The sequence below is a fragment of the Jeongeupia sp. USM3 genome (assembly GCF_001808185.1).
GTDB lineage: Bacteria > Pseudomonadota > Gammaproteobacteria > Burkholderiales > Chitinibacteraceae > Jeongeupia.
This window is the reverse complement of the sequence record NZ_CP017668.1, coordinates 973,343-993,303: the sequence shown is the minus strand read 5'-3', so window position 1 is coordinate 993,303 and position 19,961 is coordinate 973,343. Positions and strand designations below refer to the sequence as shown.

The 19,961-nt window shown below is 65.2% G+C and carries 18 protein-coding genes, 3 tRNA genes and 1 pseudogene; 15 read left to right on the top strand and 7 right to left on the bottom strand.

All coding sequences use genetic code 11. The features are described from left to right. Nucleotides 1–85: 85 nt before the first annotated feature. From BJP62_RS04510 to gspL, 4 genes are read right to left on the bottom strand one after another with little or no spacing between them, the layout of a single operon-like run. Nucleotides 86–424 (bottom strand): P-II family nitrogen regulator, encoded by a 339-nt coding sequence (locus BJP62_RS04510; protein ID WP_070527068.1) that lies wholly within the window; start codon nt 422–424, stop codon nt 86–88. 54 nt (nt 425–478) lie between these two features. Continuing rightward, nucleotides 479–1,204 (bottom strand): type II secretion system protein N, encoded by a 726-nt coding sequence (gspN, locus tag BJP62_RS04505; protein WP_070527066.1) that lies wholly within the window; start codon nt 1,202–1,204, stop codon nt 479–481. Beyond that, the gene (gspM, locus tag BJP62_RS04500; RefSeq protein WP_168163793.1) at nt 1,201–1,668 is read right to left on the bottom strand and encodes a type II secretion system protein GspM; all 468 of its coding nucleotides are present in this window, start codon (nt 1,666–1,668) and stop codon (nt 1,201–1,203) included. Before gspM ends, gspN begins: the two co-directional genes overlap by 4 nt. A 5-nt stretch (nt 1,669–1,673) precedes the next feature. Continuing rightward, nucleotides 1,674–2,714 carry a type II secretion system protein GspL gene (gene gspL, locus BJP62_RS04495; RefSeq protein ID WP_083300702.1) on the bottom strand — a complete coding sequence of 347 codons (1,041 nt, stop codon included), beginning with the start codon at nt 2,712–2,714 and terminating at the stop codon, nt 1,674–1,676. Between the two features lie 207 nt (nt 2,715–2,921). On the opposite strand from gspL, the gene BJP62_RS04490 reads away from it, so the two are divergent. The 9 genes from BJP62_RS04490 to BJP62_RS04450 all read left to right on the top strand — a co-directional run bounded on the left by BJP62_RS04490 (nt 2,922) and on the right by BJP62_RS04450 (nt 11,703). Then, nucleotides 2,922–3,006 (top strand) — tRNA-Leu (locus BJP62_RS04490). Between the two features lie 99 nt (nt 3,007–3,105). Then, complete coding sequence (gene tig / locus BJP62_RS04485; RefSeq protein WP_070527058.1) at nt 3,106–4,413, top strand: trigger factor; 1,308 nt, start codon at nt 3,106–3,108, stop codon at nt 4,411–4,413. Nucleotides 4,414–4,537: 124 nt separating this feature from the next. Continuing rightward, nucleotides 4,538–5,164, top strand: coding sequence for an ATP-dependent Clp endopeptidase proteolytic subunit ClpP (clpP, locus tag BJP62_RS04480; RefSeq protein WP_070527055.1), 627 nt, complete (start codon nt 4,538–4,540; stop codon nt 5,162–5,164). 83 nt (nt 5,165–5,247) lie between these two features. Continuing rightward, the gene (gene clpX, locus BJP62_RS04475) at nt 5,248–6,534 is read left to right on the top strand and encodes an ATP-dependent protease ATP-binding subunit ClpX (protein WP_070527052.1); all 1,287 of its coding nucleotides are present in this window, start codon (nt 5,248–5,250) and stop codon (nt 6,532–6,534) included. Nucleotides 6,535–6,651: 117 nt separating this feature from the next. Next, nucleotides 6,652–9,081, top strand: a complete 2,430-nt coding sequence (lon, locus tag BJP62_RS04470) for an endopeptidase La (RefSeq protein ID WP_070527050.1) — start codon at nt 6,652–6,654, stop codon at nt 9,079–9,081. A gap of 84 nt (nt 9,082–9,165) precedes the next feature. After that, complete coding sequence (locus BJP62_RS04465; protein WP_070527047.1) at nt 9,166–9,438, top strand: HU family DNA-binding protein; 273 nt, start codon at nt 9,166–9,168, stop codon at nt 9,436–9,438. Between the two features lie 38 nt (nt 9,439–9,476). Next, a tRNA-Val gene (locus BJP62_RS04460) sits at nt 9,477–9,553 on the top strand. An 84-nt stretch (nt 9,554–9,637) separates the two neighbouring features. Continuing rightward, nucleotides 9,638–9,714: transfer RNA gene (locus BJP62_RS04455), tRNA-Asp, on the top strand. 147 nt (nt 9,715–9,861) lie between these two features. Further along, nucleotides 9,862–11,703, top strand: a complete 1,842-nt coding sequence (locus BJP62_RS04450) for a peptidylprolyl isomerase (RefSeq protein WP_070527044.1) — start codon at nt 9,862–9,864, stop codon at nt 11,701–11,703. Nucleotides 11,704–11,754: 51 nt separating this feature from the next. On the opposite strand, the gene BJP62_RS04445 is transcribed toward BJP62_RS04450, so the two are convergent. After that, entirely contained in the window at nt 11,755–12,543 is a 789-nt protein-coding gene (locus BJP62_RS04445; protein WP_070527041.1) for an enoyl-CoA hydratase-related protein, read from the bottom strand. Nucleotides 12,544–13,026: 483 nt separating this feature from the next. On the opposite strand from BJP62_RS04445, the gene BJP62_RS04440 reads away from it, so the two are divergent. Further along, nucleotides 13,027–13,860 carry a dienelactone hydrolase family protein gene (locus BJP62_RS04440; RefSeq protein WP_070527039.1) on the top strand — a complete coding sequence of 278 codons (834 nt, stop codon included), beginning with the start codon at nt 13,027–13,029 and terminating at the stop codon, nt 13,858–13,860. Here the strand turns inward: BJP62_RS04440 and BJP62_RS18970 are convergent. Then, entirely contained in the window at nt 13,814–14,833 is a 1,020-nt protein-coding gene (locus BJP62_RS18970; protein ID WP_236943693.1) for an electron transfer flavoprotein subunit alpha/FixB family protein, read from the bottom strand. The genes BJP62_RS04440 and BJP62_RS18970 overlap by 47 nt on opposite strands. Further along, a pseudogene (locus BJP62_RS18965) lies at nt 14,822–15,556 on the bottom strand (electron transfer flavoprotein subunit beta/FixA family protein); the annotation flags it as partial. The gene BJP62_RS18970 and the pseudogene BJP62_RS18965, both read right to left, overlap by 12 nt. A gap of 60 nt (nt 15,557–15,616) precedes the next feature. Between BJP62_RS18965 and BJP62_RS04430 the strand changes: the two are divergent. The 5 genes from BJP62_RS04430 (at nt 15,617) to BJP62_RS04410 (ending at nt 19,892) form a co-directional block, all read left to right on the top strand. Further along, nucleotides 15,617–16,036, top strand: coding sequence for a MaoC family dehydratase (locus tag BJP62_RS04430; RefSeq protein ID WP_070527033.1), 420 nt, complete (start codon nt 15,617–15,619; stop codon nt 16,034–16,036). Nucleotides 16,037–16,137: 101 nt separating this feature from the next. Next, a complete protein-coding gene (locus BJP62_RS04425; protein ID WP_070527031.1) occupies nt 16,138–17,040 on the top strand; it encodes a D-hexose-6-phosphate mutarotase in 903 nt (300 codons plus the stop codon). Between the two features lie 93 nt (nt 17,041–17,133). Then, complete coding sequence (ubiD, locus tag BJP62_RS04420) at nt 17,134–18,657, top strand: 4-hydroxy-3-polyprenylbenzoate decarboxylase (RefSeq protein ID WP_070527028.1); 1,524 nt, start codon at nt 17,134–17,136, stop codon at nt 18,655–18,657. Between the two features lie 11 nt (nt 18,658–18,668). Then, nucleotides 18,669–19,046: a DnaJ family domain-containing protein gene (locus tag BJP62_RS04415; protein ID WP_070527026.1), complete on the top strand. Its 378-nt coding sequence runs from the start codon at nt 18,669–18,671 to the stop codon at nt 19,044–19,046. A 15-nt stretch (nt 19,047–19,061) separates the two neighbouring features. Continuing rightward, nucleotides 19,062–19,892, top strand: coding sequence for a CheR family methyltransferase (locus BJP62_RS04410; protein WP_070527023.1), 831 nt, complete (start codon nt 19,062–19,064; stop codon nt 19,890–19,892). Nucleotides 19,893–19,961 lie beyond the last annotated feature (69 nt).

The window sequence follows — 19,961 nt, the reverse complement described above, 5'->3', positions numbered from 1 at the left end:
GGCGACGCTGGCCGCTGCCGGACGGGGCGTGCTCGGCGGGCATGAAAAAGCCCGGCGGCGCCGGGCTTCGTCGCGGTAGCGGGGCTTACAGTGCCTGCTCGTTGATTTCGCCGGTGCGGATGCGCACGACATGCTCGACCGGCGAGACGAAGATCTTGCCGTCGCCGATCTTGCCGGTGTTCGCAGCCTTGACGATCGCCTCGATCGCCGCGTCGACCTGATCATCGGCCAGCACGACCTCGACCTTGGCCTTGGGCAGGAAGTCGACGACGTACTCGGCGCCGCGGTACAGCTCGGTGTGGCCCTTCTGGCGGCCGAAACCCTTGACCTCGGTGACGGTCAGGCCGGAAATGCCCAGGTCGGACAGCGCTTCGCGTACTTCGTCGAGCTTGAACGGTTTGATGATCGCTTCGATCTTTTTCATGTCGGTATCCTGTCGGGTTCGGCGGAAACCGCGATTATAAGCGGCTTGCGCCGCTCACGGCGCGCCGAGCTGCAGCGTCCGCGCGCGGGCATCGCCGGGCAGCCTGTCGAGCAGCGGTGCGAACAGCGCGGCCTGGCCGTCGGCCGGTCGCAGCGTCAGCGTGCCCTGCGGCCCTGCCGGGCCGACGCTGCCGTCGCCGGCGACGTCCAGGCGACCGCCGAGCGGCGCCATGCGCCAGTTCAGCCGCTGCCCGTCACGGCTCAGGTCCAGCTTGTAGCTGCCGAACGGGTTGGCCTGCGGCGTGATCGGCGAGCTTGCATCGAGCCACTGCACCTGGGCGGCGCTCAGCGCATCGCGGCCGATCTCGCCGGCGCGGATCGCCAGCGTGCCGCCGAGCTGGAACGGCGCCAGTGGCTTGGCCAGGGCCAGCAGCGGCGCCGCCGGCAGCCGGGCGTCGAAATTGCGCAGGCCGATGCCGGTCGGGCCGGCGTGAAGTTCGGCCGAGAGCGGGGTTGCCGGATCGCCGCGGAGCGACCAGCCCAGCTCGCCGCGCAGCAGCGCGGCAGGGCGCCATTGCCACGACAGTCCGCGCACCAGTTCCTGGCCGTTGATGCCGACCTGCGCAGCGCGACCGCTCCAGAGCGTGCCGCTGACGCTGCCCAGCTGCAGCGGCGCCGGCACCAGACCGGCAAACAGGCTTGCCGGCAGGCGACCGATGACCGCGGCGGCCAGGCAGGCCGAGAACACGATCAGCAGGCGCCGATTACCGAGGGGCTTCATGGCTGCACCTGCAATTCGGCCTGGACCGTGCCTTTGTCGCCGCGGATATCGGCGCGGACGATGCGCAGGCCCTGATCGTTTTCCAGTGCGCCGAGCAGCGCCAGCACCTGGCCGAACGCGACGCTGCTCAGGTTGATCTTCAGCTGCTCGCCCGGCAGCGCCTGCAGCTCGGCGTTGATCTGGTGCGCATCGAGCGCGGCCTGTACATGCTGGCGCAACTCGCCCGGCTTGGGCGCCGTGGCGGTGGGCGCGCCCGAGCGTCTGAATTCCGCCACACCGCGCTGCAGCTCGGCCAGCTCCGACTCGAGCCTGGGCAGTTGCCGTGCCAGCCTGGCCGACGTGTCCGACAGCGATTGCCAGCTGCCGACATAAAGCGCGGCAACGGCCACGCAGGCGCCGCCGGCCAGCATCGCCCGCTCGCGCGGCATGCGTCCTTGCCACCAGTTCCGTAACGACTTGAGCATGGGGTTCACCATTGCAGCCGGACGCGGCCGTCGCCGGCCGGTTCGCGCTTGGGAGTAATGCCGTTGGCGGCAAGCCGGGCCGAGATCGCATCGGCTGCGGCCGGCGTCAGTTCCACTGCCAGCTCGCCGTTGCGGTAGTCGATCCGGCCGATTGCACCCGCGGCGACATCGCTACTGTCGATTTGCTGCAGGCGCGCGAGCAGGCCGGTATCGCCGCCACGCTGGCGTAGCTTGCTAGCGAGCTGCAGTGCCGGGTCGACGACCGGTTCGCCGGGGAAGGCCGCGGCATAGCTTTGCCGCAAGCCGCGTTTCAGTGCATCGACGTCGTGGCGCAACTCCCACCAGCGCGCAATCTGGCCGATCAGCAGCAGGGTCAGCAGCACGCCGGCCAGCAGCCCGGTGCGGCGCCATTGCCGCCAGTCGAGGCGTGGCGTCGCGCGCGGCGCAAATTCCCCCTGCAGCACGTTGACGTGACACGGCCCGAGCGCGAGCTCGTCGATGTCGAACTGCTCCGGCGGCTTGTCGCCGGCGATAACGCCGGCCAGCGCCGCGTCGTCGAGCCAGCCGGCCTCGCTGCCGGCGGTACGCAGCAGCACGCCGCCACCGAGCGGCAATTGTGCATCGCCGGCCGGCAGCAGGTCGGCCAGTGCCCAGGCCGCTGCCGGCGGACGTGCGGTAAAGCGCTGGCGCCAGCTGTCGAGCCAGGTGCGGTCGACGCTGCGGACCGCGACCCGGCCGTCGTTCTCGCGTTGCATCGCCAAGTGCAGCCCGGCGACCGGCGCGAGCAGCTCGTCCTCGAGCGCGTGCGGCAGCAGTGTGCGCAGCCTGGCCGGCGACTGGCGCGGCAGCGTCAGCGCGTGCACGCCGGCGTGGGCAGGGTGGATCAGCCATTCAAGCTGCCCGGCCGCCGGCAGGGCGTCAACGGGGCAGACACCGGCTTCGGTCATGCCGTCGGCATGACGGCCCCACCAGCGCAACGGGCCGGTCGTCGCCGGATCGCCTTCGATCAGAACCCGAAGCAGGGAGTAAGGGGGAAGGGCGTGCATGACGGTGGGCAGGGAAGGGTTCGGGGCCGGCGGTTTGGGTCGAAGGCCGGGCTTCGGGCGGAAGCCGGCTTTCGTCGCGAGTATGACACAGCCGTGTTGCGGCCAGACTGTAGCGGCGCGGTTTGTTTTTTGCCGGCGCTTTCCCCTATAATCGTCGGCTTGTCTGCAGGCTGCCGCGCATTGTGCGGTTTCAAAGTCTTCGGCGTTGCGAGCGTGGCGGAATTGGTAGACGCACTGGATTTAGGTTCCAGCGTCGTAAGACGTGAGAGTTCGAGTCTCTCCGCTCGCACCATTGGCGGCAAGGCGCTGACTTGCCGCCGGAAAGACCAGCCCCGAACTCTGATCGCGGCCTGCCGCCGCGAGCGACACTCAAATTCCAAGGAAGGTTACGATGCAAGCACAACTGGAAACCCTGAACGGGCTTGAGCGCCGTCTCAGCTTCTCCGTCCCGCGTGAAGAAATCGGCAAGCAGGTCGATGCCCGCCTGAAGCGTGTCGCCAAGACCGCCAAGATCGCCGGTTTCCGTCCGGGCAAGGCGCCGATCAAGATCGTCGCGCAGCAGTACGGTTTCCGCGTTCAGGAAGAAGTGCTCGGCGAAACCGTCGAGCGCTCGTTCGGCCAGGCCGTGCAGGAACAGAAGCTGCAAGTGGCAGGCTACCCGCGCTTCGAGCCGAAGGCCGACGCTGCCGAAGACGGCGACTTCCAGTTCATCGCGACCTTCGAAGTCTACCCGGAAGTCGTGATCGGCGATTTCGCCGGCAAGGAAATCGAAAAGCCGGCGCTGACCATCGGCGACGCGGAAATTGACAAGACCGTCGACATCCTGCGCAAGCAGCGCACCCGCTACGAGCGCGTCGAGCGCGCCGCAGCCGATGAAGACCGCGTCATCATCGACTTCAAGGGCACCATCGACGGCGAAGCCTTCGACGGCGGTTCGGCCGACAACTACGCCTTCCTGCTCGGCAAGGGCCAGATGCTGCCCGAGTTCGAAGCCGGCATCCGCGGCATGAAGGAAGACGAGACCAAGGATGTCGAGGTCAACTTCCCGGCCGACTACCACGGCAAGGACGTGGCCGGTAAGACCGCAGTGTTCGCGATCACCGTCAAGAACGTTGCTGCTGCTCAACTGCCGGAAGTCAACGAAGACTTCGCCAAGGCCATGGGCATCGCCGACGGCGACGTCGCCAAAATGCGCGACGAAGTGAAGAAGAACCTTGAGCGCGAAGTGCGTTTCCGCCTGAAGGCCCGCGCCAAGGAAAACGTCATGACCGCGCTGATCGAAGCGGCGCCGGTCGATCTGCCGAAGTCGCTGGTCGGCCTGGAAATCGGTCGTCTGGCCGAACAGGCTCAGGCTGACTTGAAACAACGCGGCATCGACCCCAAGTTGGTACCGTTCTCGCCGGCGATGTTCGAAGCGCAAGCGCAGCGTCGCGTGCACCTCGGCCTGGTGCTGGCCGAACTGGTGAAGGCCAATGGCCTGGAAGCCAAGCCGGAACAGATCAAGGCAATCATCGCGGATCTGGCAGAGAATTACGAAGATCCGGCCGACGTGATCGCCTGGTATTACGAAGACCGCCAGCGTCTGGCCGGTCCGGAATCGATGGCGCTCGAAGACAACGTCGTCGACTACGTGCTGTCCAAGGCCAAGGCCGTTGAAAAGCCGATCGGCTTTGACGAGCTGATGGGCCAGCAGGGCTAAGCGCCTTACTGCTGGAGCGGCCGGCCTGGGCTGCGGTGAGGCGTTCAGGGATGAGCGCCATACCGCTGCCGGCCGGCCGTCGTCGTCTTGTCGGGCTGAAAACAAACCACCATGAGAGGTGATCATGCAACGATCGGAGTTTGACCCGCAGAACCTCGGCTACGTGCCGATGGTGATCGAACAGAGTGGCCGCGGCGAGCGTGCCTATGACATCTATTCGCGCCTGCTGCGCGAACGGGTGATCTTTCTGGTGGGGCCGGTCAACGACGCCACCGCGAACGTGATCGTCGCGCAGCTCCTGTTCCTCGAAAGCGAGAACCCGGACAAGGACATCCACCTCTACATCAACTCGCCCGGCGGTTCGGTCACGGCCGGCCTGGCGATCTATGACACGATGCAGTTCATCAAGCCCAAGGTGTCGACGCTGTGCAACGGCCTGGCGGCATCGATGGGCGCCTTCCTGCTCGCAGCCGGTGCCGAGGGTAAGCGTTTCGCGCTGCCGAACTCGCGCATCATGATCCACCAGCCGCTGATCGGCGGTCTGGCCGGTCAGGCGTCGGATATCGAAATTCATGCGCGCGAGCTGATCAAGACCAAGCGTTCGCTGAACGAAATGCTTGCCAAGCACACCGGTCAGCCGATCGATACGATCGAGCGTGATACCGACCGCGACAATTTCATGAGCGCGGCCGAAGCCAAGACCTACGGTCTGATCGACGACGTGCTGGTGTCGCGCCAGGCGTCGGCATAGGACCGAACCTGCCCGGTGCCCGGCACCGGGTTCCGACCACCCGTGCTATCCGCCCCGATGCGTAACCTCAAGGAGGGGGGACGATGACCGACAAATCAAACGAAAAACTGCTGTACTGCTCGTTCTGCGGCAAGAGCCAGCACGAGGTCAAGAAACTGATCGCCGGTCCGCAGGTCTTCATCTGCAACGAGTGCATCGAGCTGTGCACCGACATCCTCAAGGATGAAGCCGTCCAGCAGTTGCCGGGCGCCGAAGCGGCCGGCGGCGACGGCAAGAAGCTGCCGGTGCCGACCGAGATCCGCGGCACGCTCGACCAGTACGTGATCGGCCAGGAAAGGGCGAAGAAGATTCTCGCCGTCGCGGTCTACAACCACTTCAAGCGCCTGTCGACCAAGGGCGGCAAGTCCGCCGCCGGCGTCGAGCTCGCCAAGTCGAACATCCTCCTGATTGGGCCGACCGGTTCGGGCAAGACCTTGCTGGCGCAGACGCTGGCCAAGCTCCTGGACGTGCCGTTCGTGATCGCCGATGCGACCACGCTGACCGAAGCCGGCTATGTCGGCGAGGACGTCGAGCACATCATCGCCAAGCTGCTGGCGCAGTGCGACTTCGACGTCGAGAAGGCGCAGCGCGGCATCGTCTACATCGACGAGATCGACAAGATCGCCCGCAAGTCCGAGAACCCGTCGATCACCCGCGACGTGTCGGGCGAGGGCGTCCAGCAGGCGCTGCTCAAGCTTGTCGAAGGCACGGTCGCCTCGGTGCCGCCGCACGGCGGCCGCAAGCATCCTAACCACGAGATGCCGCAGGTCGATACGACCAACATCCTGTTCATCTGCGGCGGCGCGTTCGAGGGGCTGGCCAAGATCATCCGCAACCGCTCGGTCAAGGGCGGGATCGGCTTCGGTGCCGAAGTCGTCAGCAAGGACGAACAGGCCGGGCTCGGTACGGTGCTGCATGACGTCGAACCCGACGATCTGGTGCGCTTCGGCCTGATCCCGGAGTTTGTCGGCCGCTTGCCGGTGATCGCGACGCTCGACGAACTCGACGAGGCCGCGCTGGTCAACATCCTCACCGAGCCGAAGAACGCGCTGCTCAAGCAGTACCAGGCGCTGTTCGACATGGAAGGCGTCGAGCTCGACATCGAGGGCGATGCGCTGGCGGCGATCGCCAAGAAGGCGATGGAGCGCCGTACCGGTGCGCGCGGCCTGCGCTCGATTCTTGAAGGCACCCTGCTCGATACGATGTACGAGCTGCCGGCGCTCGAAGGGGTGTCCAAGGTCATCGTCGACAAGGCGGTGATCGACAGTGACAAGCCGCCACAACTGGTCTACGGCACCGCGGCCGAACCCGATCAACCGGAAGCCGCCTGACCGAACCGCCCGCCTCGTGCGGGCGGCGCATTTTTGGCAGGATGGCGGCGTTGAATTTCCGCCCGCCAGACCACATTATTCGAACAACGCTTAGCAACCTCATTCAAGGCAAACGATATGTCCGAGTCGCACGCGCTGCAGACCGAATCCGCCGTGTACCCGATGTTGCCGCTCCGGGACGTGGTGGTGTTCCCCCACATGGTGATCCCGCTGTTCGTCGGCCGCCCGAAGTCGATCAAGGCGCTCGAAGCGGCGATGGAAGCCGGTCGCCACATCCTGCTCGTCGCGCAGAAGAATGCCCAGAAGGACGAACCGGTCCTGGCCGACATCTATCCGGTCGGCACGATTGCAACCGTGCTGCAACTGCTGAAGCTGCCCGACGGCACCGTCAAGGTGCTGGTCGAGGGTGTCCAGCGCGCCAACGTCGGCGATCTCGTCGACGAGGACGGCTATTTCCACGCCGAGGCCACGCCGTTTGCCGGTGACGAGCATGAAGGCCACGAGGTCGAGGCGATGCGCCGCGCCCTGCTGGCGCAGTTCGACCAGTACGTCAAACTCAACAAGAAGATCCCGCCGGAAATCCTCACCTCGCTGTCGGGAATCGAATCGGCCGGGCGCCTTGCCGACACCGTCGCCGCGCACCTGCCGCTCAAGCTCGAGCAGAAGCAGGCGATCCTCGAGATGCCGGACGTGGGCCGGCGGATGGATCACCTGCTCAAGCAGCTCGAGAACGAGCTCGACATCCTGCAGGTCGAAAAGCGCATCCGTGGCCGCGTGAAGCGGCAGATGGAAAAGAGCCAGCGCGAGTATTACCTGAACGAACAGGTCAAGGCGATCCAGAAAGAGCTCGGCGAACTCGACGAGAACGCCGATCTGGAGGAGCTGGAAAAGAAGATCAAGCTCGCCGGCATGAGCAAGGAAGGCCGCGAGAAGGCCGAGGGCGAGCTCAAGAAGCTCAAGATGATGTCGCCGATGAGCGCCGAAGCGGCGGTCGTGCGCAACTACATCGACACCCTGCTCGGCGTGCCGTGGAAGAAGAAGACCAAGATCAGCAAGGATCTGGTCGGTGCCGAAGAGGTGCTCGATATCGACCACTACGGTCTCGAGAAGGTCAAGGAACGCATCGTCGAGTACCTCGCGGTGCAGACCCGCGTTGACAAGCTCAAGGCACCGATCCTGTGCCTCGTCGGCCCGCCTGGCGTCGGCAAGACCTCGCTCGGCGAAAGCATCGCCCGCGCGACCGGCCGCAAGTTCGTCCGGATGGCGCTGGGTGGCGTGCGCGACGAAGCGGAAATCCGCGGTCACCGCCGGACTTACATCGGCTCGATGCCGGGCAAGATCGTCCAGAGCATGACCAAGGTCGGCGTCAAGAACCCGCTGTTCCTGCTCGACGAAGTCGACAAGCTCGGCCAGGATTTCCGCGGCGACCCGTCGTCGGCGCTGCTCGAGGTGCTCGACCCCGAACAGAACCATGCGTTCAGCGACCACTATCTCGAAGTCGATTACGACCTCTCCGACGTGATGTTCGTCGCGACCGCCAACACCCTGAACATTCCGCCGGCGCTGCTCGACCGGATGGAAGTGATCCGGCTGTCCGGCTACACCGAGGACGAGAAGGTCAATATCGCGCTCAAGTACCTGGTGCCGAAGCAGACCAAGAACAACGGCGTTGCCGACGGCGAACTGGACATTTCCGAAGCCGCGGTCCGCGACATCGTCCGCTACTACACCCGCGAAGCCGGGGTGCGTTCGCTCGACCGCGAGATCGCCAAGATCTGCCGCAAGGTCGTCAAGAACCTGATGCTCAAGCCGCAGGCCAGGAAGGTGCTGGTGACGCCGAAGACGCTGGAAAAATACCTCGGCGTGCAGCGCTACGAGTACGGTGTTGCCGAGCAGCAGAACCAGGTCGGTCAGGTCACCGGTCTTGCATGGACCGAGGTCGGTGGCGAGCTGCTGACGATCGAGGCGGTGACGATGCCGGGCAAAGGCAATATTACCCGGACCGGTACGCTGGGCGACGTGATGAAGGAGTCGATCGAAGCCGCGCGCTCGGTCGTGCGCAGCCGCGCCGAGCGGCTCGGCATCGCCGGCGACGCTTTCGAGAAGAAGGACATCCATGTCCACCTGCCCGAAGGTGCAACGCCGAAGGACGGCCCGAGCGCCGGTATTGCCTTGGCAACGGCGCTGGTGTCGGTGCTGACCGATATCCCGGTCCGCTGCGATGTGGCGATGACCGGCGAGATCACCCTGCGCGGCGAAGTGCTGCCGATTGGCGGCCTGAAGGAAAAGCTGCTTGCCGCACATCGCGGCGGCATCAAGCAGGTGCTGATTCCCGAAGGCAACGTCAAAGACTTGTCGGAAATTCCTGACAATGTGAAACGGGGTCTTGTTATTCATCCCGTGAAATGGTTTGATCAAGTGCTCGGTTACGCGCTGGAAAAGCAACCCGTTGCACTTGAGACAAGCACTGAAAAATCAAACGAAATTGTCAGCCAGAATGCGGTTGTTGAGGGGGATCATCCACCCCGGCATCCGACGAAACACTAGTTGACACGTATTTTTGCTGCTTGCTATAACCTCTCTAGCAATCGGCCCGCCGGACCTAACCAACCAGAATGAAAGGGGACGTAAGTGAACAAATCTGAACTGATCGACGCTATCGCTGAATCTGCCGGCCTGTCCAAGGCTGCTGCTGGCAAGTCGCTCGACGCTGCTGTTGAAGCCATTTCCAAGGCACTGCAGGCTGGCGACGAAGTGACGCTGGTCGGCTTCGGTACCTTCTATGTTGCCGAGCGTGAAGCACGCAGCGGCCGCAATCCGCGTACCGGTGAAACGATCGAAATCGCTGCAGCGAAGCAGCCCAAATTTAGGGCTGGCAAATCGCTGAAAGATGCAGTACAATGATGTTCTTTCGTTGCTGCTGATGCGGTGACGAAACGGTTGGGTGGTTAGCTCAGTTGGTTAGAGCACCTGCTTCACACGCAGGGGGTCGGTGGTTCGAATCCACTACTACCCACCAATAAAGCGAAAGTTGGTGGTCAGTAAATAAAGCAAAAAATAGTTTGCAAGTTTTCTGAAACACGATATAATCGCTTTCTCTTCTGGAGCGGTAGTTCAGTTGGTTAGAATACCGGCCTGTCACGCCGGGGGTCGCGGGTTCGAGTCCCGTCCGCTCCGCCAGAATAGAAGAAAAAAGCCAAGCGAAAGCTTGGCTTTTTTCGTTTCTGCCCGTTCCGTTTCAAATGGTTCTCCGATTACCGCCATTCGAGACAGTATTGGTCGGTTCTGGCATCATACGACGCGAATTCTCCGCGGAGTTGAGTATCCATGTTTGATCTTGTCCAGAAGAACAAAACGGCCGTCCAGGTCGTGCTCGGCCTGGTTGCGCTGGGGCTGGTCGTCGGTTTCGGCGTATCCGGCTACAGCGCGATGCAGGACGGGGACGATTTTTACGCCAAGGTCGGCGGCAGCCGCATCACCGAACGCGACGTGGCCCTGGCGACCGAAGGGCAGGCGGTCTCCAACGAGATGAAGCCGATGGTCGTCGAGCAGCTGATTCGCCAGAAGCTGCTGCTGCAAGCCGCGGCCAAGCAGGGTTTTGCCGCGACCGATGCCGAGATGCAGAAAGTCATCATGGCGGTGCCGGCATTCCAGGAGAACGGCCAGTTCAGCGCCAAGCGCTACCAGGAGATGCTGGCGGCACAACAGATGACCGTCGCCCAGTTCGAGCAGCGGGTGCGCGACGACATCGCCTTGCGTCAGTTGCTGTCGTCATTCGTGTCCGGCAATTTCCAGTCGCAGAAGACCATGGATCGCATGGCGGCACTGCTTGGCGAGAAGCGCGCCGTTGCCGCCGCGCTGCTCAGGCCGGAGGCCTATCTGGATCAGGTCAGCGTCAGCGAAGCCGAAATCAAGCAGTACTACGACAAGCATAAGGACGAGCTCAAGGCGCCGGAGATGGTGAAGCTTGCCTATGTGGTGCTGTCGCAGGACGAGCTGGCCAACGCGCAGACCGTCAGCGATGCCGAGGTGCAGCAGTATTTCGACCAGCACAAATCGGAGCTCGGCAAGGAAGAACGCCGTGCTGCGCATATCCTGATTACCGTCGCCAAGGATGCCAGCGCCGAGCAGCGCGCGGCAGCCAAGACCAAGGCCGAAGGCATTCTCAAGGAAGTGCGTGCGAATCCGGCCCGCTTTGCGGAACTGGCCAAGCAGTACTCCCAGGATCCGGGCTCGGCGCAGCAGGGGGGCGAGCTCGGCTGGTTCGGCCGCGGCGCGATGGTCAAGCCGTTTGACGATACGGTGTTCAAGCTCGACAAGGGTCAGATCAGCGACGTGGTGCAGACCGATTTCGGCTATCACGTGATCAAGCTCGAGGACGCCCGCAGCCCGGCGCTGGCCGACCTCAAGCCGACGATCGAGCAAAAACTCAAGCTGCAGAAGGCGCAGGCGGCGTTCCAGAGCCAGCTGGCCAAGTTCAACGAGGTCGTCTACCAGCAGGGCAGCAGCCTGCAGCCGGCGGCCGACCAGTTCAAGTTGCAGGTCCAGCAGAGCGGCTGGGTTACCCGCAAGGGAGCGCAGGATCCGGCGCTGAACAACCCCAAGCTGTTCGACGCGGTGTTTAGCGATGACGTGCTCAAGGGCAAGCACAATACCGAAGCGATCGAGGTCGCCCCGGGCAAGGTGGTGTCGGCGCGCATCGTTGAACACAAGCCGGCTGAGGTGCCTGCGCTGGCGACTGTCGCGTCGGAGCTGTCGGCCAAGCTCAAGCAGGAGAAGGCGCTGAAGCTGGCGCAGGAAGACGGTGCCAGGAAGCTGGCCGCGCTGCAAAAGGGCGAGGCGGTGAGCGCCGAGTGGATGCCGGCCATCGACGTCAGCCGCAGCATGCAGTCCGGCGTCGATGCGCAGACGCTGAATGCGATGTTCCGCGCCCCGGCCGACAAGCTGCCGGCCTATGTCGGCAATGTGGTTCCGGAGCAGGGCTATGTGCTGTACCGGGTCGAGACGTCGACACCGGCGCCGAAACTCGATGCGCAGACGCAGCAGCGGATGCGCGACGGGCTGGCGAAGATGTATGGCGAGGTCGAGATCTCCAACTACATCGACAGCCTGCGCAAGTCGGCGAAGATCGAGTATGGCAGGGCCATGCAGGCCAAGCCTGCGGAGTAAGCGCGGGACGCAGTGCAGAAGCGGCGGGGATGTTCCCCGCCGTTTTTTTTGTCAGGACGAATGCCAGCGTGGCGGGCGGGATTCCAGTTGCGCGTGGATGCCCTCGTGCGCTTCCGGGTGGCGATGCAGGTGCGCGATCCGGTGGGCCAGGTCCGAAATCATTGCATCGTCGATCGGCCGGTGCGCGACCGACGCGATCAGCCGCTTGGCGGTAAGCAGTGCGTGTGGACCGTTGCGCAGCACCGCGGCCAGCCAGTTGCCGGTCCAGGCGTCCAGCGTGGCGTCGTCGTCGCCGATCTCGTGGACGAGGCCGATCGTCCGGGCCGTTTCGGCGTCGAAGCTCTCGCCGGTCAGCAGGTAGCGCCGTGCGGCGCTGACGCCGATCTGCGTGACCAGATACGGGCCGATCATCGCCGGAACGAGGCCGGCGCGGACTTCGGGTATCGCAAAGCTGCTGTCGCGATGGGCGACGGTCAGATCGCAGCAGGCGATCAGCCCGACGCCGATGCCGATCGCCTGGCCGTGGACACGGGCGATCGTCGGGACCGGCATCCGGTCGACGAGCTGCAGGAGCCGGGCCAGACCCAGCGCCTCGTCGAAATGGCCGTCCTGATCGTGATCGAGCATTCGCGCCCGCCAGCGTGCATCCTGACCGGTGCAGAAATCGCTGCCGTCGGCGCGGATCACCAGCGCCCTGAGCCGCGGGTTCTGCGACAGCGCGGCGAGGCACGCTGTCAGCTCGGCAATGAGGATCTCGTTGACGGTGGCGATGCCGTCCTCGTGCAGCGTGACGGTGGCGACACCGTTGTCGGCAAGTTCGTAGCGCAGCGTGTCACTCATGATCGGCTCAAGGTTGACGGTATCAGCATGCTACCAGCATCGACGGCGAAGTAACGCACGCTTGTCAGAACCTGTTTACGATCTTTTCGCGACCGCGCCGAGCCGGAAAAAGCACAGCCACTAGGCGTGCGACGCCGGCAATAACCGGTTATTGGCAAGGAGCACAACACAGTGAACGTGTTTTTTCCGGCTCGGCCCTTCGGGTTTCGGGCATTGCCGGTGGATGGCCGCGTTGCAAACCGCTTGCGGTACCCGTAGCGCGGCGCGGCCTGTGACCGAAGGAAATCCCCGCGGGACGCCTTGCCCTCCCTCCGGCACGGCCCGAAATGCGGCCGTGAAAAGATCGTAAACAGGTTCTCGGGAAAGACCGGGCGGTTTGGGGGCGCTGCGGCGCTGTGTTACATTGCGACGTTTTTCGGGCCCGCTGGGCCCGGGTGCACGACCCATCGGGATGATCGAGTGCGTGATGTTTTCAAAGCCCTGATGCTCTGGGGGCTCCTGCTGGTGGCGCCAGCGTATGCAGTGCCGGTCGCGTTTGGCGGCGCCAGCGGCAACATGCTGAGCGGCGAGTACTTTCCGCCGCCCAACGGTGCGCAGCGCGCGCCGGCGATGCTGCTGCTGCACGGCTGTGGCGGCTTGTGGAGCCGGCCCGGCGTGCTGACGGTCAGGCATGCACGGATGGCCAGCCTGTTGCAGGAACTCGGTTATGGCGTGCTGTTGCTCGACAGCTTCAGCAACCGTGGCCTGCGCGAACAGTGCTCGGTGCCGGCGAGCGAGCGGCGTGTCAACGTTGCCCAGCGCGTCGATGACGCCCAGGTTGCGGTGAACTGGCTCAAGCTGCGGCGCGAGATCGACGCCAACCGCGTCGGTGCGCTGGGCTGGTCCAACGGTGCGACGACGCTGCTCAATCTGGTTGCCAGGGACAAGCCCGGCATCAAGGTCGCCGTGGCCTTCTACCCGGGGTGTGCCGCGCTGGCCAAGCGGGCCCGCTACACGGCGGCGGTGCCGACGCTGCTGCTGATGGGCGAGAACGACGACTGGACCCCGGTCGCGCCTTGCCAGCGGCTGGCCGAGAAGGCCGCCGACGATACCTTCCATCTGGTGAGCTATCCGGATGCCGACCACGACTTCGACGTGCCCGGCAGCGATGGCCGGTTGCGCAAGGATGCCTCGGCCGCGGCGCAGGGTACCGGCCCCAACCAGGCGGCGACCGACGACGCCTATCGCCGCGTGTTCAAGTGGATCGGCCGCTGGCTCGATCCGGACCGGCTCAAGCCGGTCCGCAACGACTATAGTCCGGCGCTGCGCCTGCAATAGTGACGCCACGGGCGTCGAGCGCGGCGCACAGCGCCGGTACCGCGTCGAACAGGTCGGCCTGCCAGGCGATGTCGGCCAGCTTCATCATCGGCGCATCGGGGTCGGTGTTGATCGCGACGATCAGCCCGCTGTCGCGCATGCCGGCAACGTGCTGCGCCGCGCCGGAGATGCCGGCGGCGACATAGACGCCGGGGGCGACGATCTGTCCGGTCTGGCCGACCTGCCAGCTGTTCGGCGCATAGCCGGCGTCGACGGCGGCGCGCGATGCCGCCAGCGTGCCGCGCAGGCGCTCGGCCAGCGGCCCGAGCACCGCGGCGAAGCGCTCGGCCGAACCGAGCGGCCGTCCGCCGGCGACCAGCGCGCGGGCATCCTTCAGTGTTTCTCCGCCCTGCGCCTGCCGTCCGAGCACGCGGACTCTGGACGCTCCGGTGGCCGGGCCGGCCTGGTCTATCCGCAGCGGATGGGCGCCGGCGATCGCACGGAACGCCGTGGCGCGTACCGTCATCCATAGCCGGGGCTGCCGGTTCCGGACGGTTTCGATCAGGTCGCCGGCGTAGATCGCCCGCAGCAGGGTATCGGCGCCGGCGATGCCGATCACGTCGCTGAACGCTTGGGCGCCGTCGAGTGCTGCCGCGCGCGGCAGCCAGTCCTTGCCGCCGCTGTCGGCAGCAGCGATCACGCAGTCATAGTCGCGTGCCAGCGCGGCGATCCAGTCGGCAAGTGCGTCGATCGAGGGGGCAGGCGCCGCACAGCACAGGCGTCGCGCCGCGCCGGCGAGCAGTCCATCCGGTCGGAGACCGTCGTCGAGCACGTCGACATGGCCGGCGAGCCGGGCCGCTGCGGCGACCAGCCCCGGCAGTTCGCCGTCCTGCGCATTCAGCCCGACGACCAGCGCCCGGGCGGCCGGCGCGAAGGGGGGCGGTGCGGTGGCCTTCACCGGATTGTGGCCACCCAGCGCGCCGCGCTCGACCATGGCGGCGACGCAGGCCGCGGCCGAATCGACGCGGATGCCGGCGGGCCGTGCCGGCGGACGGGCAACCGACAGGCGGTGGGTCAGCGTGGCGATGTCGATGCCGAGTGCGGCCGGCACGAGCGACTCGACCGTCTTGCGCCTCGCTGCCATCACGGCCGGAAGCTTCACATAGCGCGGTGTGTTGAGGCGCAGGTCGGCGCTGATCACCGCCGGCAGCTCGAACTCGACCGTTTCGATCCCGCCGTCGACCTCGCGCTCGACCTGCCAGCGCGCGCCGACGCGAATTTTCGATGCAAAGCACGCCTGCGGCCAGGCGAGCAGCCCAGCGCACATCTGCGCAACCTGGTTGGCGTCGTCGTCGATCGCCTGCTTGCCGAGCAGCAGCAGGTCGACCCGTTCGCTGCGCGCCAGCGCTGCCAGCAGCCGGGCGACCTGCAGCGGCTCGGGGGAGGCCGGCACGTCGATGCGCAGCGCACGGTCGGCGCCGAGCGCCAGCGCCTGGCGCAGCGTTTCGTCGGCGTCGGCCGGGCCGATGCTGACCGCGACGATCTCGCCGGCGTAGCCGGCCTCCTTGAGCCGTACCGCCTCCTCGAGCGCGATCGCGTCGAACGGGTTCATCGCCATCCGTACGCCGGCGAGGTCGACGTCGAGCCCGTCGCTGCGCGGCGAAACCCGGACCGCGTAGTCGACGACCCTTTTGACCGGTACCAGTACCTTGAACATTGTTTTGTCACAGCGTATGCATAACGTTGTTCCAATTCTAACGGTTGCGCAGAGGTGCACATGCAATACGGTTTTGAAGACCTGTCGATCGGCCTGACCGCTGAATACCGCAAGACGATGACCGAGACCGACGTCGTGCTGTTCGCCGGCTTGTCGGGCGACAACAATCCGATGCACATCGACGAGGAGTTCGCCCGCGAGACACGTTTCGGCAGCCGCATCATTCACGGCATGCTCACCGCGTCCTTGCTGTCGACGGTGATCGGCACGCGGATGCCGGGTCCAGGGGTGATCTACATGGCGCAGAACCTGCGCTTCCTGAAACCGGTGAAGATCGGCGACACGGTGACCGCCACGGCGACGGTCAGCGAACTGATCCCCGAGAAGCAGCGCGCCCGGCTGCTGACGACATGCACGGTCCGCGGCGAAACGGTGATCGACGGCGACGCGCTGGTCTGGGTGCCGCTGCGCAGAAATTAACGCTTGTGTCAGCTAATTTAGCCGGTTTTGCGGATAGCGCCACATCCGGTCCGGCCGCTGCCGCTTTGGTCTAGAATCGGCGTTTTACCCGGGATGACACCATGACTTCGCTCTCTGCCTTCGATTCGCGCCTGACTGACGTAGCCGGCGTCTCCATCGTTTCGTCGTCGTCGGTCTATGGCGGCGAGAGCGAACTGCCGCTGCTGGCGGTGGAAAACGCGCAGGGCAAGGCGCTGATTGCCCTGCAGGGCGCGCATCTGGTGTCCTTCGTGCCGGCCGGCGGCGGCGATCTGCTGTGGCTGTCGCCGAAGGTGGTGTTTACCGAAGGCAAGGCGATTCGCGGTGGCATTCCGCTGTGCCTGCCATGGTTTGGCGGTCATCCGGGCGGCAAGCCGGCGCACGGCTTTGCGCGGATCAGCAACTGGCAGATCGCCGGTGCGGAGGTGCTGGACGACGACAGCAGCAGCGTCACGTTGGTGCTGACGCCGAACGCGCTTTCGCAAGCGCTGTGGGGCGACGATTTCCGCGCGACGCTGATCGTGACGGTGGGGCGTGTACTGACGCTCGATTTGCGCTTTGAACACCGTGGCGCCAAGCCGGTGAGCTTTAGCCAGGCTTTCCACACCTATTTTGCCGTCAGCGACGTGACGCAGGCGAAGATCGACGGACTCGACGGCACGACCTTCATCAACACCGTCGGCGGTGCCAATACCCGCAATCCGCAGACCGGGACGCTGCAGCTCGCCGATCCGACCGATCGCGTCTATGTCAGCGTGCCGGCGGTGCAGACGATCGCCACGCCGGCCCGGACGATCCGCATCGACAGCGATACCCGGAGCGCCGTGGTCTGGAACCCGTGGGCCGAGTCTGCGGCAAAAATGGCCGACATCGGCGATGCGTGGCGCGAGTATGTCTGCCTCGAGCGCGGCGATGTCTTCGACAATGCGGTCGAACTGGCACCGGGCGCAACGTATCGTGTGGCCATGACGCTGTCGCTCGCGTAAGCCGCGCAGTAGCAAACGACGACGCCCGGCCGAGCCGGGCGTCGTCGTTTTGTGGTTCAATATCGCTTTGTTTTCAGACCGTTTTCCGCCGCGATGAAATACCAGGATCTGCGCGATTTTTTCTCCCAGCTCGAGACACTGGGCGAAGCCCGCCGTGTCCGGATACCGGTGTCGCCGGTGCTGGAAATGACCGAAATCTGCGACCGCACGCTGCGCGCGCAAGGCCCGGCAATCCTGTTCGAGAATGTTCCCGGCTACACGATGCCGGTGCTCGGCAACCTGTTCGGTACGCCCAGGCGCGTTGCGCTCGGCATGGGCGCGCAGGAGGTCGGTGCACTGCGCGAGATCGGCAAGACGCTGGCCTACCTGAAAGAGCCCGAGCCGCCCAAGGGGTTCAGGGACGCGTGGGACAAGCTGCCGCTGCTCAAGCAGGTGCTGTCGATGGCGCCGAAGGACGTGAAGAAGGGCGCCGTGCAACAGAACGTGATCGAAGGCCCGGACGTCGACCTGGCAACGATTCCGGTCCAGCATTGCTGGCCCGGCGATGTGGCGCCGCTGATCACTTGGGGACTCGTCGTCACGCGCGGGCCGAACAAAAAGCGCCAGAACCTCGGCATCTACCGCCAGCAAGTCATCGGCAAGAACCAGGTGATCATGCGCTGGCTGGCGCACCGCGGCGGCGCGCTGGATTTCCGTGAGCACGCCAAGCAGCATCCGGGTACGCCGTTCCCGATTGCCGTGGTGCTCGGCTGCGACCCGGCGACCATTCTCGGTGCGGTGACGCCGGTGCCCGATACCTTGTCCGAGTACCAGTTCGCCGGACTGCTGCGCGGCAGCAAGACCGAACTGACGCAATGCGTCGGCAGCGACCTGCAGGTGCCGGCAACGGCCGAGATCGTGCTCGAGGGCGCGATCAAACCGTGCGCGCCGAGGTTCGAGGGCGTGTCCGAGCACGGCGTGCCGGTCAAGGAGATCGGCGGCCACCTGCACGCGCTTGAAGGCCCGTACGGCGACCATACCGGCTACTACAACGAGCAGGACTGGTTTCCGGTGTTCGAGATCGACCGGATCACCCATCGCGACAACCCGGTCTACCACAGCACCTACACCGGCAAGCCGCCGGACGAGCCGGCCATGCTCGGCGTGGCGCTGAACGAAGTGTTCGTGCCGATCCTGCAGAAGCAGTTTCCCGAAATCGTCGACTTCTACCTGCCGGCCGAGGGCTGCAGCTACCGGATGGCGATCGTCTCGATCAAAAAGCAGTACCCGGGCCACGCCAAGCGCGTGCTGTTCGGCGTCTGGTCCTTCCTGCGCCAGTTCATGTACACCAAGTACATCGTCGTCGTCGACGACGATGTCGATACCCGGGACTGGAAGGAAGTGATCTGGGCGATCACCACGCGGATGGACCCGGTGCGCGACACGGTGCTGGTCGAGAACACGCCGATCGACTATCTCGACTTCGCCAGCCCGGTCTCGGGCCTGGGCGGCAAGATGGGGCTCGACGCGACCAACAAGTGGCCCGGCGAAACCAGCCGCGAGTGGGGCAGGGTGATCGAGCGCCAGCCCGATGTCGTCGCCCGCGTCGACGCGATCTGGACCGAGCTGGGGCTGTAGGAGGAAGGGCGATGTGGTTCCTGACCGAACTGGCCGAACGGCGGATCGCGCAGGCGCGCGACGCCGGCGAGCTCGACGACCTGCCGGGCGCCGGCCAGCCCCTGCCCGACGACATCGACCCGCTGGTGCCCGAGCACCAGCGCATTGCCTACCGTGTACTGAAGAACGCCGGCTACCTGCCGCCCGAGCTGGACCTGCACAAGGAAGCGGTCGGGCTGGCGCTGCAGCTGGCCGCGATGGAAGTCGAAGGGGCCGACGAGGCGAAAAAGGCCCAATTGGCCGACCGGCTGGGCCGGCTTAACCTGCTGCTGGCCGAGACCGGACAGCGTCAGCTTGTCGTGCCGCCCGACTATGCGTCGCGGCTGGCGACACACCTGGCACGTCATTGAGAATCGAGGATTACCATGTTCACTTCACCGTCCCGCGAGTTTCCGTTCTCGACGCAGGATTTCGACAAGATCCGCAAGATGATCTACGACTACGCCGGCATTGCGCTGGCGCCGGGCAAGGAGGACATGGTCTACGGCCGGCTGGCACGGCGGCTGCGCGCGCTCGGGCTGAGCAGCTTCGGCGACTACCTGCACCGGATCGAATCGGGTGATACGCGCGAGTTCGAGCTGTTCACCAACTCGCTGACGACCAACCTGACGTCGTTTTTCCGCGAGTCGCACCATTTTCCGGCGCTGATCGACCAGTTGCGCGTACAACGCGAGCGCGGCGGCACGCTGCAGCTCTGGTGTTCGGCCAGCAGTACCGGCGAAGAGGCGTGGAGCATGGCGATTTCCGCCTGCGAGGCGTTCGATACCCTGACACCGCCGGTACAGATCACCGCGACCGACCTCGACACCCACGTGCTCGAAACCGGCCGCACCGGCATCTACAGCGCCGACGACGTCGAGAAGCTCGATCCGGCGCGGGTGCGGCGTTTCTTCGTCCGCCAATCCGACGGCCGCTACCAGATCCGTCCCGAGCTGAAGTCGCTGGTCACGTTCCGGCAACTGAACCTGATTGCGCCGAGCTGGATCGTTCGCGGTCCGTTCGACGCGATTTTCTGCCGCAACGTGATGATCTACTTCGACAAGCCGACGCAGGCGCGCATCCTGCAGCGCTTTGCGCCGCTGCTCAAGCCCGACGGCCTGCTCTTCGTCGGCCATTCGGAAAACCTCTACCACTCTGCAGACCTGTTCAAGCTGCGCGGCAAGACCATTTACCAGCTCGCCAGTGCCGGCCGATAAGTTCCGCTGATTCCGACGGAAGGCCGCGCGTTTGCTTGGGCTCCCTTCGGCCCGTTGTATAGCTTGGAA

Coding starts and splice junctions, on each gene's coding strand:
- BJP62_RS04510 (WP_070527068.1), bottom strand. CDS start 424: ATGAAAAAGATCGAAGCGATCATCAAACCGTTCAAGCTCGACGAAGTA.
- gspN (WP_070527066.1), bottom strand. CDS start 1,204: ATGAAGCCCCTCGGTAATCGGCGCCTGCTGATCGTGTTCTCGGCCTGC.
- gspM (WP_168163793.1), bottom strand. CDS start 1,668: ATGCTCAAGTCGTTACGGAACTGGTGGCAAGGACGCATGCCGCGCGAG.
- gspL (WP_083300702.1), bottom strand. CDS start 2,714: ATGCACGCCCTTCCCCCTTACTCCCTGCTTCGGGTTCTGATCGAAGGC.
- tig (WP_070527058.1), top strand. CDS start 3,106: ATGCAAGCACAACTGGAAACCCTGAACGGGCTTGAGCGCCGTCTCAGC.
- clpP (WP_070527055.1), top strand. CDS start 4,538: ATGCAACGATCGGAGTTTGACCCGCAGAACCTCGGCTACGTGCCGATG.
- clpX (WP_070527052.1), top strand. CDS start 5,248: ATGACCGACAAATCAAACGAAAAACTGCTGTACTGCTCGTTCTGCGGC.
- lon (WP_070527050.1), top strand. CDS start 6,652: ATGTCCGAGTCGCACGCGCTGCAGACCGAATCCGCCGTGTACCCGATG.
- BJP62_RS04450 (WP_070527044.1), top strand. CDS start 9,862: ATGTTTGATCTTGTCCAGAAGAACAAAACGGCCGTCCAGGTCGTGCTC.
- BJP62_RS04445 (WP_070527041.1), bottom strand. CDS start 12,543: ATGAGTGACACGCTGCGCTACGAACTTGCCGACAACGGTGTCGCCACC.
- BJP62_RS04440 (WP_070527039.1), top strand. CDS start 13,027: ATGCTCTGGGGGCTCCTGCTGGTGGCGCCAGCGTATGCAGTGCCGGTC.
- BJP62_RS18970 (WP_236943693.1), bottom strand. CDS start 14,833: ATGGTCGAGCGCGGCGCGCTGGGTGGCCACAATCCGGTGAAGGCCACC.
- BJP62_RS04430 (WP_070527033.1), top strand. CDS start 15,617: ATGCAATACGGTTTTGAAGACCTGTCGATCGGCCTGACCGCTGAATAC.
- BJP62_RS04425 (WP_070527031.1), top strand. CDS start 16,138: ATGACTTCGCTCTCTGCCTTCGATTCGCGCCTGACTGACGTAGCCGGC.
- ubiD (WP_070527028.1), top strand. CDS start 17,134: ATGAAATACCAGGATCTGCGCGATTTTTTCTCCCAGCTCGAGACACTG.
- BJP62_RS04415 (WP_070527026.1), top strand. CDS start 18,669: ATGTGGTTCCTGACCGAACTGGCCGAACGGCGGATCGCGCAGGCGCGC.
- BJP62_RS04410 (WP_070527023.1), top strand. CDS start 19,062: ATGTTCACTTCACCGTCCCGCGAGTTTCCGTTCTCGACGCAGGATTTC.